Raw genomic sequence first — 13,139 nt, 5'->3', positions numbered from 1 at the left:
GGATCAGGAGTCCTTCTTCAGCTCGAAGTGCCAGATGCCGGTCAGCTTCTTGCCGGTGTTCTCGACGATGGTCACCTGGGTCTTGTCGGTGGTCTCGCCGGTCTGGCTGGAGAAGAAGGCGCTGGCCGGGATGGTCCGGTACGTCTTCTTGTACGGCTCGGGCTCGGCTTGCTGGCCGCCGAGGAAGATCGTCCAGCCGTGGTCCGCGATCTCCGGGTCCACGCCGAAGCGGATCTTGTCGTCCGTGGAGACCGTGATGGTCTTCTCGGCCTTCTTGTTGAGGCACTGCTGGATCTGCGACTCCTTGATGGCGTCGCCGTCGTTGTAGCAGGCGGCCTCGGAGTGCACCGAGTCGGTCCCGACCGTCAGGGTCGCGAGCGGAGTCGGCTTGTCGCAGGCGGAGAGTACGAGGAGGCCGGCGGAGACGGCCCCGAGGGCGACGGCGGCCCGGCGGCGCGAGCCGGAGAAGAACGCAACGGTCATGAGCCGAAGGCTATCGGGCCGCCGCGCCCGCGCCACGCGGGGGTACGGCGTGCCGCCACGGCGTACCGCTTCGTACGGGGTGTCCCGGGGCCTCGTACGGGGCGCCCTAGGGCACTTTCGCCTTGGGGCGGCCCTTGGGGCCCGAGCGGCTGCGGGCCGCCGAGAGGAGGCCGCGGACGGAGAGGAGCGCGCCCAGGCCCAGGATCGCGGCGGCGGTGGCCATGCCCAGGGTGCCGTTCAGGGGCAGGGCGATGCCGATCCCGCCGCCCACCACCCACGCCATCTGCAGGGCCGTCTCGGAACGGGCGAACGCCGAGGTCCGCACCAGTTCCGGCACGTCCCGCTGGATCAGCGCGTCCAGGGACAGCTTCGACAGGGCCTGGGTGAGCCCCGCGACCGCGCCGAGGACGGCGACCATGAGGCCGCCGAAGAAGACGGCCGTGCAGACCGCCGTGCCGAACACCACCGTGATCATCGTGGCGATGATCACCTCGGGCCCGTGGCCCCGGTCCCGCAGCAGCGAGCCGACGGCCGTGCCGCAGGCGTTCCCCGTGCCCGCCGCCACGCCCACGATCCCCAGGGAGACGGCGGCGCTCTGCCCCGACAGCGGATGCTCGCGCAGCAGGAACGCCAGGAAGAAGATCAGGAAACCGGAGAGCATGCGCTGCGCCGCGTTCGCCTCCAGACCGTGCAGCACCGACGGTCCCACCGTCCGCAGGCTCGGCTTCTTCTCGCCGTGGGTCAGCAGGTGCGCCCGCCGCTCGCCCTTCGCGGAGTCCACCTTGTGCGGCATCCGCAGCGCCCAGAACGTCCCCAGCAGGAACAGGACGCACGCCCCGTACAGCGGCCAGCCCGACCCGATCATCTGCAGCCCCGCCCCGATGGGCGCGGCGATGCCGGTGGCGAGCAGCCCGGCGAGCGTGACCCGGGAGTTCGCCTTCACGAGCGAGAAGCCCGGCGGCAGGAGCCGGGGCACGACGGCGCTGCGGACCACCCCGTACGCCTTGGAGGCCACGAGGACGCCGAGCGCCGCGGGATACAGCTCCAGACCGCCCGTCGCCACGGCCCCCGACATCATGATCGCGAGGACCGCGCGGGTCAGCATCGCGCCCGCCATCGCCGCGCGCCGCCCGTGCGGGATCCGGTCCAGGAGGGGACCGATCACGGGGGCGAGGAGGGTGAAGGGGGCCATCGTGACGGCCAGGTAGAGCGCGACGCGGCCACGGGCCTCGTCGGTCGGCACGGAGAAGAAGACGGTGGAGGCGAGGGCGACGGTGATCATGACGTCGCCGGCGCCGTTCACGGCGTGCAGCTCGATCAGCTTCCCGAGCCCCGACTCGCCCGCCCCGTGCGCGTGGGTGGCCTTCCGGATGCCCTTCGCGGTCCCGGTGAACGGCAGGTGCAGGGCACGCCCGACCTTCCGGCCCGCTCGGCGGAGCGGCCCGGCGGGATCATGCGATCGTACGGGGGACCGTGCGGCTGCCACTCCGTCATAGTGCCCCACGGGTGCGCCCGACGAACCGTGGCACGACGGGGACCCCCGGGAGCGATCGGGAACGGGGCGGCGGGACGCACGGCCGGGACCGGCCCGTACGCCGCCGTCCCCGTGCTCGGCCGGGGCCCCGCGCGGAGGCGGTTCCGCCGGGCGGGTCGTCCGCGATACGGGCCACTTGGAGCGGGCAGGTGGGCGGAGGCCCGCGAACGGGGTAGCGTGCGTAGCGCGTCACCGGCGGAAGCTCTCGGCCGCGCGCCTCTTCGGCATCCCGCAGAATGGATGGCGTTAGGTGTGCCCGAGACGCGCGAGACAAGTCGGGTGCGGACGTCGATGCGGCCCCCTGGTCCGCTCCGCCCGCCGCCCGTGGCTTCGCTCCCGCCCCTCGGCCGGCGCACCCGTGAGACGGCGTAGGAGAGAAGCGAGACCTGTGAGTGCTGCGACGACGCGAAGCGGTACCCCGCGTACCCCGCGAGCCACGCGTACCCCCGACCGCCTGTGCGCGGAGGCCGTAGACCTCGCGCGGGAGGCCGCCGAGGAGGCGGCCGCGCCAGGGATCGTGGGCGCGCACGTCGAGGTCGTCGCGGAGGGCGACCGGGTCGTCACGCACTTCTTCGAGTCCAAGGAGCCCGGCTACCGGGGCTGGCGCTGGGCGGTGACCGTCACCCGAGCCTCCCGCGCCAAGAACGTCACGCTTGACGAAACCGTCCTGCTGCCCGGCGCCGACGCGCTCCTCGCCCCCGAGTGGGTGCCGTGGAGCGAGCGGCTGCGGCCCGGCGACATGGGCCCCGGCGACCTCCTCCCCACGGAGCAGGACGACCTGCGCCTGGAGCCCGGCTACTCCGGCGAGGACACGCCGCCGCCGAACTCCGCGGTGTCGGAGGAGATGTCGGAGCACCTCGACGAGGAGGACGCCGAGCTGACCTCGCGCACCCCCTCCCGCGGCGCGATCGCCGCGGTCGCGGAGGAACTCGGCATGCGCCGGGCGCGGGTCCTCTCCCGGTACGGCCTGCACGTGGCGGCGGACCGCTGGGACGAGGCGTTCGGCGCGAAGACGCCGATGGCCCAGGCGGCGCCCGCCTCCTGCGAGTCCTGCGCGTTCCTGGTGCCGCTGGCCGGCTCCCTGAAGCAGGCCTTCGGCATCTGCGCCAACGAGTTCTCCCCGGCGGACGGCCGGGTCGTGTCCCTCGCGTACGGCTGCGGGGGGCACTCGGAGGCCGCCGTCATGCCGAAGCCGCCGCGGCCGGCGCCGCCGGTCCTGGACTCCATGGCGGCGGACGAGTTCCCCCTCCGCCCGGCGAAGGACTCCGGCTCCACGACGGAACCGGACGCGGCATCGGAAGACCTGGGCCACTCGTAGGCCACCCCGTGTGACGAGCGCCCGGCGGGGCGGCACCCCAGCCCCCGCCCGTGCGGGGCTCGCCCTGCTGGGCGGCACCCTTCCGCCACCCGCCGTGCGGGGCTCGCGCCCTGCGCGGCGGTGCCCTTCCGCCACCCGCCATGTGGGGCTCGCGCCCTGCGCGGCGGTGCCCTTCCGCCACCCGCCGTGTGGGCAATCGTCCCGCTGGGGCGGGACGGGTGGGCACACGGGACGGCGCCCTTTCGCGGCGCCTCCGCGTTCCGCGCCCGGACCCGCACCACTGTGTGCGACGCACATCCGGTGCGGGTTCAGGCACGTGAGCCTCTGGCGCCGACAAGGGCGCCGTCCGTTGTGCCCACCCGTTCCGCCCCTTGCGGAACGCCTGCCCACAACGGGGGTGGTCACCGCCCCGGTGCTCGCGGGGCCACGGTGGAGGTCGACCCCGTGCCCCGCCCCCGCACCCCGCCGCGCGCGGTACCTTCGGGCCCCGGGCCGAACGGTCCGGGAACGACAGCCCCCAGACTGGAGTCAGACGTGAGCGTCAGCGTCCGGACGACGACCGACGGAACCGATCCCTTCGGCACCGCACGGCTGCGGCGGGGCGTGCTCGACGCCTGGGGCGCCAGTCCCGCCCGGTTCCGCGAGGACGCCAACGCCGAGGAGGACCTCGCGCTCGGCGGCTACCGCGACCGCCTCGTCGTCGAGCTGGCCCAGAACGCCGCCGACGCCGCCCGCCGCGCCGGTGTCACGGGCCGCCTCCGGCTGACCCTGCACCCCGCGGACCACGAGGGCCCCGCCGTCCTCGCCGCGGCGAACACCGGCGCCCCGCTGGACGCCGCCGGCGCCGAGTCGCTGTCCACCCTCCGCGCCTCCGCCAAGCGCGAGCAGGGCCACGGCGCCGTCGGCCGCTTCGGCGTCGGCTTCGCCGCGGTCCTCGCCGTCACCGACGAGCCCGCCGTCCTGGGCCGTCACGGCGGCGTCCGCTGGTCCCTGGCCGAGGCGCGGGAACTGGCCGCCGAGGCCGCCCGGTACAGCCCGGGCCTCGGCGACGAACTGCGCCGCCGCGACGGCCACGTACCGCTGCTGCGCCTGCCGCTGCCCGCCGAGGGCACCGCCCCCGACGGCTACGACACCGTCGTCGTCCTCCCGATGCGGGACGCGGCCGCCGAGGACCTGGCCGAGCGCCTCCTCGCCTCCGTCGACGACGCCCTGCTCCTCACTCTTCCGGGTCTCGCGGAGGTCGTCGTGGAGACACCCGAAGGAGGGGTACGGACCCTCCGCCGCTCCGACGAGGACGGCTACGTCCGCGTCGACGACTCCGCGACCGGCGGCCACCGCTGGCGGACCGTCACCCACGGCGGCCCGATCGAGCCCGAGCTCCTCAAGGACCGGCCGGTCGAGGAGCGCCTGCGCCCGCACTGGTCCGTCACCTGGGCCGTACCCGTGGACGCCGAGGGCGCCCCGCGCTACCCGCGCACGACCCCGGTCGTGCACGCCCCCACCCCCACCGACGAGCCGCTCGGCATCCCGGCGCTGCTCATCGCGTCCCTCCCGCTGGACACCACCCGCCGGCACCCGGCGCCGGGACCGCTCACCGACTTCCTGGTGCAGCGCGCGGCCGACGCGTACGCCGAACTGCTCGCCGACTGGCGGCCGGTGACGACCGGGGCCCTCGACCTCGTGCCCGGCCCGCTCGGCAAGGGCCCGCTCGACGGGGCGCTGCGCGAGGCGATCCTGGACCGGCTGCCGAGGGTGGCGTTCCTGGCGCCCGCCGCGCCGTCCGAGGAGCTGCCCGCGCTCCGTCCGATCGAGGCGGAGGTCGTGGAGGGCGCGGGCGCGGAGACCGTCGGGGTCCTCGCCGAGGTGTTCCCGACGCTTCTGCCGGCCGGCCTGGAGCGGCGCCCCGAGCTCCGCACCCTCGGCGTCGGCCGCGTGCCGCTCACGGAGGCGATCGACCGGCTGGCGGGCGTGGACCGGGCGCCGACGTGGTGGTGGCGGCTGTACGACTCGCTCGCCGGCGTCGACCCGGACCGTCTGACGGGCCTTCCGGTGCCGCTCGCGGAGGGCGCCGAGGGCGCCAGGATCCGTACGACGATCGGCCCCCGTCAGATCCTCCTCCCGCAGGACCGCACCCCCGCCGAGCTGACCCGGCTCGGTCTGAAGGTGGCGCACCCGGAGGCGGCGCACCCGCTCCTGGAGAAGCTGGGCGCCCTGCCCGCCACGCCCCGCGCGGTCCTGACGACCCCGCAGGTGCGGGCGGCGGTCGCGGCCTCCCTCGACGCGGGGGAGGTCTGGGACGAGGACGCCGACACCCTCGACGCGGAGGAACTGGCCGAGACGGTCCTCGCCCTCGTCAGGGACGCGGAGCTCGACCCGGGCGAGGAGCCCTGGCTCGGCGCGCTCGCCCTCCCCGACGAGGACGGCGAGCTCTCCCCGGCGGGCGAGCTCGTCCTGCCGGGCTCGCCCTTCGCGGCCGTGATGCGCGAGGACGAGCTCGCCTTCGTCGACGGCGAGCTGGCCGCCCGCTGGGGCGAGCAGCCGCTCGCCGCGTGCGGGGTGCTGGCGAACTTCGCCCTGATCCGCGCGACCGACCTGGTCCTCGACCCGGACGAGGTCGAGCCGCGCGAGGGCGACTATCCGGAGCCGGACGACGCGGGCCTCCTCGACGCGGTCGACGTCTGGTGCGAGGACGTCCTGGACCGCCTCCCGGAGACCCCCGTGCCCCCGGTGGCGACGGAGATCGTGGCCGTACGGGACCTGGACCTGGTCGACGACGACTGCTGGCCCACGGCGCTCGCCCTCCTCGCGCAGCCGCCGCTCCGGGACGCCCTGACCCAGCCCGTGCGGGTCCTCCTCCCGGACGGCACGACGGAGACCGTCCGCTCGTACACCGCCTGGTGGCTGCGGGACCACCCGGTCCTGGACGGCCGTCATCCGGCGGGCCTCCGCGCGGAGGGCTCGGACCCCTTGCTCGCGGGGCTGTACGACTCCGCCGACGCGACCGGCTTCGAGGACGAGCAGGTCCTGCGCGCCCTGGGCGTCCGCACCTCGGTCGCGGCCCTCCTCGACGAGCCGGGCGGCGCGGCGGAGCTCCTGGGCCGTCTGGCGGACCCGTCGAGGGAGGTGACGGCGGTCCAGCTCCACGCCCTCTACACGGCGCTGGCGGACCTGGACCCCGAGCAGGTGACGCTCCCCGACGAGCTGCGGGCGGTCGTGGACGGCGCCCTGGTCGTGGTCGACGCGGCGGAGGCGCTGGTGGCGGACGCCCCCGACCTGCTTCCGCTGGCCGGTGACCTCCCCCTGCTCCCGGTCTCGCCGTCGCGCGCCGCGGACCTGGCCGATCTGTTCCAGGTCCGCCGTCTGAGCGAGGCCGTCGAGGCCGAGGTGACGACGGTCGGCGAGGAGCACGAGGTCCCGCCCCCGGTCCACGCGCTCCTGGGCCCGGCCACCCCCGCCTCGTACATCGAGCACGAGGAACTCCACGCCGGCGGCACCGAACTGGACTGGCGCCGCACCCCCGACGGCGTCGTCCACGCCGCCACCCTGGAGGGCGTGGCCGCCGGTCTCGCCTGGGCGGCGGGCCAGTGGCCGCGCCGCTTCGAGGTGGCGGCCCTCCTGGAGGACCCGTCGAGGACGGCGGAGCTGGCGAGGGACCGCTGGTTCGACTAGGCGACCGGGCGGCGGGCGCGGCCGGTCCGGCCGGAGAGGAGCGGTCCGGAGCCGGCCGGAGCGGACCGGCCGGGGCCAGCCGGGACGCGTCGGAAAGTTTTGACGCGTCGGGAAATCCCGACGTATCGTGGACGTCATGCCGACCGACGTGTTCGGCGTGCTGGCCAACCCGGTGCGCCGCAAGCTGCTCGAAACGCTGCGGGAAGGGCCTCGCTCCACGGGTGAGCTGGCCGGGATGTTCGAGCTCGGGAGGCCCGCGGTCTCCGAGCACCTGGCGGTGCTCCGCACCGCGGGACTGGTGCGCGAGGAGCCCCGCGGGCGGCACCGCTTCTACCACCTCGAACCGGCCCGGCTGGCCGAGGTGGGCGAGTGGCTGCATCCGTTCGAGCACTACTGGAAGCGGCGCCTGGACGCGCTGGCCGATCTCCTGGACGAGGAAGCCGAGGCATGACCGAGAGCGACACGATCACCTGCGAGAAGTTCCTGCCCCACGCGCCCGCGGCGGTGTGGAAGGCCCTCACCGACCCGGACCTGCACGCCCGCTGGTGGGCGGCCGGCGACGTCAAGGCCGTCGTCGGGCACCGCTTCACCCTCGACATGGGCGCCTTCGGCCGGCAGCCCTGCGAGGTGACCGCCGTGGACGACGAGCGGCTGCTCGCCTACCGCTTCGCCGAGGGCACGCTCGACACCACCGTCACCTGGACGCTGCACCCGGAGGGCCGGGGCACCCGCCTCGTCCTCACCCACGCCGGCTTCGACCTCGACTCGCCCCTGGGGCGGCAGGCGTACGAGGGCATGGGCAGGGGCTGGCCCCGCGTCCTGGACCGCCTGGACGCCGCACTCCGGTGAAGATCCGGGCGGCCCGCGCCCGGCGGACCTACGTCGGGAACCTCCGGTCCACCCACCGCCACGCCACTTCCAGCAGGACGCAGCCCGCCGCCGCGATCGCCACCGCCGTCCACGGCATCGTCACGCCCACCAGTTTCAGGGCGAAGAACTCCTGGAGCCAGGGGACGGCGAGGACCAGGAGGAAGGCCCCTCCCATGGCGGCGACCAGGGTGAGGCGCCACCAGGTGTAGGGGCGGGCGATGATCGCCAGGACCCACATGGAGACCAGGAAGAGCGTGAGGGTGGCCGCGCTGGTCTCGGCGCCCAGGGCGTCCGTGCCCGTGTAGTGGTGGCGGGCCAGGAGGTAGGTGGTGAAGGTGGCCGCCGCCGCGATGACCCCGCCGGGGATCGCGTACCGCATGACCCGCCGTACGAAGTTCGGCCGGGCGCGTTCCTTGTTGGGGGCCAGCGCGAGGAAGAAGGCCGGCACGCCGATCGTGAGGGTGGAGAGCAGGGTCAGGTGGCGCGGCAGGAAGGGGTACTCCACCTGCGAGACGACCACCAGGATCGCCAGGAGCACCGAGTAGACCGTCTTCGTCAGGAAGAGGGTCGCGACGCGCGTGATGTTGCCGATGACCCGGCGGCCTTCCGCCACCACCGACGGGAGCGTCGCGAAGCTGTTGTTCAGCAGGACGATCTGGGCCACCGCCCTCGTCGCCTCCGAGCCCGAGCCCATCGAGACGCCGATGTCCGCGTCCTTCAGGGCGAGGACGTCGTTGACGCCGTCCCCCGTCATGGCGACGGTGTGGCCGTGGGACTGCAGCGCCGCCACCATGTCCCGCTTCTGCTGCGGGGTGACCCGGCCGAATACCGCGTTCTCGTCCAGGGCCTTCGCCATGTCCTCCCGCTCGGCGGGGAGGGTGCGGGCGTCCACCGTGTGCTCCGCGCCCGGCATGTCGAGCTTCGCGGCCACCGCGCCCACGGAGACCGCGTTGTCCCCGGAGATCACCTTGGTGGCGACCTGCTGGTCGGCGAAGTAGGCGAGGGTGTCGGCGGCGTCGGGGCGCAGCCGCTGTTCCAGGACGACGAGGGCGGTGGGGCGGGCGTCGGTGGCGACCTCGGGGGAGTCGAGTTCGCGGACCGTACGGGCGAGGAGGAGGACCCGCAGGCCCTGTTCGTTGAGGTGGTCGATCTCGGTGAGGGCCGGGTCGTCCGGGGACAGCAGGACGTCGGGGGCGCCCAGGAGCCAGGTCGAGTTCTCGCCGTCGCCCTCGCTGAACGACGCGCCGCTGTACTTGCGGGCCGAGGAGAAGGGCAGGCTCTCCGTGCAGCGCCACTCCACGGTGTCCGGGTAGGCGTCCTTGATGGCCTGGAGGGAGGCGTTCGGGCGCGGGTCGGATTCGCCGAGGGCGCCGAGCACCTTGCGCACGTGTCCCTCGTCGCTGCCGTCGAGGGGGCGGAGGTCCGTGACGTCCATGCCGCCCTCGGTGAGCGTGCCCGTCTTGTCGAGGCAGACGACGTCGACCCGGGCCAGGCCCTCGATGGCGGGCAGCTCCTGGACGAGGCACTGTCTGCGGCCGAGCCGGATCACCCCGACCGCGAAGGCGACCGAGGTGAGGAGGACGAGGCCCTCGGGGATCATCGGGACGATGCCGCCGACCGTGCGGGCGACGGCCCCCTTGAAGTCGTTGTTCTTCACGACGAGCTGGCTGATGACGAGCCCGATCGCGGTCGGGACCATCATCCACGTCACGTACTTGAGGATCGTGGAGATGCCCGTGCGCAGCTCCGAGTGGACGAGGGTGAAGCGGGACGCCTCCTCGGCGAGCTGGGCGGCGTACGCCTCGCGGCCGACCTTGGTGGCGGTGAAGGCGCCGCCGCCGGCGACCACGAAGGAGCCGGACATCATCCTGTCGCCGGGTCTCTTCACCACCGGGTCGGCCTCGCCCGTCAGCAGCGACTCGTCGATCTCCAGGCTGTCGGCCTCCGCCACCTCGCCGTCGACGACGACCTTGTCGCCCGGTCCGAGTTCGACGAGGTCGCCGAGGACGATCTCCGAGGTGGAGATCTCGGCGGCGACGCCGTCGCGCCGGACGGTGGGTTTCGCCTCGCCGATGACCGCGAGCCCGTCGAGGGTCTTCTTGGCGCGGAGCTCCTGGACGATGCCGATGCCGGTGTTGGCGACGATCACGAAGCCGAAGAGGCTGTCCTGGATCGGCGCGACGATCAGCATGATCACCCACAGCACGCCGATGATCGCGTTGAAGCGGGTGAAGACGTTCGCGCGGACGATGTCGGTGGTCGAGCGGGAGCTGCGCAGGGGGACGTCGTTGACCTCCCCGCGCGCGACGCGTTCGGCGACCTCGGCGGAGGTCAGTCCGGCGGGGTGGTGCACGACGGGCGGTTCCGTCGGCCTGGTCCCGGCGGGGGTCCCGCCGTCAGTGTCGATCTTCGCCCGCTGGGTCATGTTTTCGACGGTACGACCGGTTTCGGTCGTTCACCTGCCGAGCGGGGCGAACCGGCGTCACCTGCCGAGCGGGGCGAACCGGGGCCAGGTGCCGGGCGGGGCGAACCGGCGTCAGCTGCCGGGCCGGGCCTCCGGGGACTCCGCCCCCCGCGCCGCCGCGTGCCGCTTGATCGCCGCGTCCCGCTTCCGCACGTACCAGATGCCGATCAGGCCGAGTCCGGCGCCGGCCAGGCAGGTCCAGACCCAGGAGGTGAGGCCGCGGTCGTCGAACCAGCCGTAGAAGGGGACCTGGACGACGAAGAGGACGAACCAGAGGATCGTTCCGCCGGTGATGGTGGCGACGACGGGCCCTTCGAGGGGCTCGGGTGCCTCGTGCTTCGGTGTCCACTTCGCCATGGGGCCCAGTCTAGGCGGCCCGTTTTCGTATCTACGCGCGGAGATGGACGCTCGCTCGTTCATGTGTTCATACTGAAACGGTTTGCCTCTGGCGGGTTTCCTTCGTATGAACCGCCAAAAAAGGACTTTCTGAACCTTCGAAGAGGAACCCCATGAGCTCGACGGCCACCGCCAAGGCCACGCCCCCGGAGACCCCCGAAAAGCCCGTCTCCGGCCTCGACCGCTACTTCCGGATCTCCGAGCGCGGCTCCACCGTCGCCCGCGAGGTCCGCGGCGGCTTCGCCACCTTCTTCGCGATGGCCTACATCATCGTGCTGAACCCGATCATCCTCGGCAGCGCCAAGGACATGTACGGGCACCAGCTCGACAGCGGCCAGCTCGTCACCGCCACCGTCCTCACGGCGGCGTTCACGACCCTCCTCATGGGCGTCATCGGCAACGTCCCGATCGCCCTCGCCGCCGGCCTCGGCGTCAACACGGTCGTCGCGCTCCAGCTCGCGCCCAAGATGTCCTGGCCGGACGCCATGGGCATGGTCGTCCTCGCCGGCATCGTCGTGATGCTGCTCGTCGCGACCGGCCTGCGCGAGCGCGTCATGAACGCCGTCCCGGTCGGCCTGCGCAAGGGCATCGCGATCGGCATCGGCCTCTTCATCATGCTGATCGGCCTCGTCGACTCGGGCTTCGTCTCCCGCATCCCCGACGCCGCCCACACCACCGTCCCGCTCCAGCTCGGCGGCGACGGTCACCTCACCGGCTGGCCGGTCCTCGTCTTCATCCTGGGCACGCTCCTCACCCTCGCCCTCATCATCCGCAAGGTGCCGGGCGCGATCCTGATCTCGATCGTCGTGATGACGCTCGTGGCCATGGTGATCAACGCGGTCGCGAAGGTCCCCTCCTGGGGGCTCACCACCCCGGAATGGCCGGGCAACCCGGTCGCCTCGCCCGACTTCGGCCTGGTCGGCAAGGTCAGCCTCTTCGGCGGCTTCGACAAGGTCGGCGTCCTGACCGGCGTCCTCTTCGTCTTCACCGTCCTGCTGTCCTGCTTCTTCGACGCGATGGGCACGATCCTCGGCGTCGGCGACGAGGCCAAGCTGATCGACGAGGACGGCAACTTCCCCGGCATCAACAAGGTCCTCCTCGTCGACGGCCTGGCCGTCGCCTCCGGCGGCGCGACCTCCTCCTCGGCCACCACCTGCTTCGTGGAGTCCACCGCCGGTGTCGGCGAGGGCGCCCGCACGGGCCTCGCCTCGGTCGTGACCGGCGGTCTGTTCTCGGTGGCGCTGTTCCTCACGCCGCTCGCCACGATGGTCCCGTCGCAGGCGGCCACGCCCGCGCTGCTCGCGGTCGGCTTCCTGATCCTGGCCGGCTCGATCAAGGACATCGACTGGAGCGACTTCACCATCGCGGTGCCGGCGTTCCTGGCCATGCTGATGATGCCCTTCACGTACTCGATCACGAACGGCATCGGCATCGGCTTCATCGCCTTCAGCGTGCTGCGGCTCGCGGCCGGCCGGGGCCGTGAGGTCCCGGTGGCCATGTACGTCGTGTCGGCGGTCTTCGTCTTCTACTACGCGATGCCGGCGCTCGGCCTCACGTGATCACCGCTCCCGGCTCCGGGTGAGCCGTAGAACCTCTCCGTCTCGTCGACCGCGGTCTTGAACCGCTCGTCGAAATCCTCGCGAATGAGCGTCCGGGCCACGTAGTCCTGGACGCTCATTCCTCTTTTCGCGGCGTGACTCCTGAGCCGGTCGAGCAGCTCACCGTCGATGCGCAGGCTGAGCACTGTCGATCCCATGCCGTTCAGGGTCGGGGCAGCCGGGGCTTCTTTGCGTCACTTTCCGGATCCGACTCACTCGTTTGGGTGATACATGGATGCCGAAGCGTGATCTGGCGTGTGCTGTGCTGCCGCCTCCGGTCCCCGCGGTGTGATTCGTGCGACGTCGGGGCACTCCCGTTGGTATTTAGACAGAGTAATGAGTTAGCCTAATGAACATGCCTGACCTGTCCCACGGCACCGCGGACGACGCCGCGGCCGTGAACGCGCTCCGCTCCTCCGTCATGCGACTGGGCCGACGCCTCAAGCACCAGCGCGTCGACGAGTCGCTGAGCCCCACCGAGATGTCGGTGCTCGGCACCCTGTCGCTCTGCGGCTCCGCCACCCCCGGTGAGCTGGCCCGCAAGGAGCACGTCCAGCCGCCGTCGATGACCCGCATCGTCGCACTGCTCGAAGCCAAGGGACTGGTCCGGCTCGAGCCGCACCCCGACGACCGCCGGCAGAAGGTGGTCAGCCAGACCGAGCAGGCCGAGGCCATGCTCGAGGAGTCCCGCCGCAAGCGGAACGCCTGGCTGGCCTCCCTCGCCGAGGGCCTGGACGAGGACGAGTGGGCCAAGCTGCGCGCGGCCGCCCCGGTCCTGGAGAAGCTCGCCCACCTGTAACCGAGGCG

At 73.0% G+C, this 13,139-nt stretch carries 11 protein-coding genes; 6 read left to right on the top strand and 5 right to left on the bottom strand.

Annotated elements, in window-relative coordinates:
- Positions 1-3 precede the first annotated feature (3 nt).
- The gene (locus ACFYUZ_RS09820) at positions 4-483 is read right to left on the bottom strand and encodes a DUF2771 domain-containing protein (RefSeq protein WP_389307365.1); all 480 of its coding nucleotides are present in this window, start codon (positions 481-483) and stop codon (positions 4-6) included.
- A 106-nt stretch (positions 484-589) separates the two neighbouring features.
- Positions 590-1,969 (bottom strand): MFS transporter, encoded by a 1,380-nt coding sequence (locus tag ACFYUZ_RS09815; protein WP_389307364.1) that lies wholly within the window; start codon positions 1,967-1,969, stop codon positions 590-592.
- A gap of 436 nt (positions 1,970-2,405) precedes the next feature.
- Between ACFYUZ_RS09815 and ACFYUZ_RS09810 the strand changes: the two genes are divergently transcribed.
- The 4 genes from ACFYUZ_RS09810 (at position 2,406) to ACFYUZ_RS09795 (ending at position 7,853) form a co-directional block, all read left to right on the top strand.
- Positions 2,406-3,335 carry a DUF3027 domain-containing protein gene (locus ACFYUZ_RS09810; protein WP_389307363.1) on the top strand — a complete coding sequence of 310 codons (930 nt, stop codon included), beginning with the start codon at positions 2,406-2,408 and terminating at the stop codon, positions 3,333-3,335.
- A gap of 522 nt (positions 3,336-3,857) precedes the next feature.
- Complete coding sequence (locus tag ACFYUZ_RS09805; protein WP_389307765.1) at positions 3,858-7,004, top strand: sacsin N-terminal ATP-binding-like domain-containing protein; 3,147 nt, start codon at positions 3,858-3,860, stop codon at positions 7,002-7,004.
- Between the two features lie 136 nt (positions 7,005-7,140).
- Positions 7,141-7,455: an ArsR/SmtB family transcription factor gene (locus ACFYUZ_RS09800; RefSeq protein ID WP_389307362.1), complete on the top strand. Its 315-nt coding sequence runs from the start codon at positions 7,141-7,143 to the stop codon at positions 7,453-7,455.
- The gene (locus ACFYUZ_RS09795; RefSeq protein ID WP_389307361.1) at positions 7,452-7,853 is read left to right on the top strand and encodes an SRPBCC domain-containing protein; all 402 of its coding nucleotides are present in this window, start codon (positions 7,452-7,454) and stop codon (positions 7,851-7,853) included. Before ACFYUZ_RS09800 ends, ACFYUZ_RS09795 begins: the two co-directional genes overlap by 4 nt.
- Positions 7,854-7,881: 28 nt before the next feature.
- Here ACFYUZ_RS09795 and ACFYUZ_RS09790 read toward each other — a convergent pair whose 3' ends face one another.
- Together ACFYUZ_RS09790 and ACFYUZ_RS09785 are read right to left on the bottom strand one after the other, a co-directional pair.
- On the bottom strand, positions 7,882-10,299 hold the full coding sequence (locus ACFYUZ_RS09790) for a cation-translocating P-type ATPase (protein ID WP_389307360.1): 2,418 nt from the start codon (positions 10,297-10,299) through the stop codon (positions 7,882-7,884).
- A 111-nt stretch (positions 10,300-10,410) separates the two neighbouring features.
- Positions 10,411-10,695, bottom strand: a complete 285-nt coding sequence (locus ACFYUZ_RS09785; protein ID WP_389307359.1) for a DUF2530 domain-containing protein — start codon at positions 10,693-10,695, stop codon at positions 10,411-10,413.
- Positions 10,696-10,847: 152 nt separating this feature from the next.
- Between ACFYUZ_RS09785 and ACFYUZ_RS09780 the strand changes: the two genes are divergently transcribed.
- Positions 10,848-12,293, top strand: a complete 1,446-nt coding sequence (locus tag ACFYUZ_RS09780; RefSeq protein ID WP_389307358.1) for an NCS2 family permease — start codon at positions 10,848-10,850, stop codon at positions 12,291-12,293.
- Here the strand turns inward: ACFYUZ_RS09780 and ACFYUZ_RS09775 are convergent.
- On the bottom strand, positions 12,263-12,490 hold the full coding sequence (locus ACFYUZ_RS09775; protein ID WP_389307357.1) for a hypothetical protein: 228 nt from the start codon (positions 12,488-12,490) through the stop codon (positions 12,263-12,265). The genes ACFYUZ_RS09780 and ACFYUZ_RS09775 overlap by 31 nt on opposite strands.
- 197 nt (positions 12,491-12,687) lie before the next feature.
- Here ACFYUZ_RS09775 and ACFYUZ_RS09770 point away from each other — a divergent pair, with 197 nt between their 5' ends.
- Complete coding sequence (locus ACFYUZ_RS09770; RefSeq protein ID WP_030693586.1) at positions 12,688-13,131, top strand: MarR family winged helix-turn-helix transcriptional regulator; 444 nt, start codon at positions 12,688-12,690, stop codon at positions 13,129-13,131.
- Positions 13,132-13,139 lie beyond the last annotated feature (8 nt).

The sequence above is a fragment of the Streptomyces sp. NPDC004266 genome (assembly GCF_042874095.1).
Classification (GTDB): Bacteria; Actinomycetota; Actinomycetes; order Streptomycetales; family Streptomycetaceae; genus Streptomyces.
This window is presented reverse-complemented; position numbering and strand designations above follow the sequence as displayed.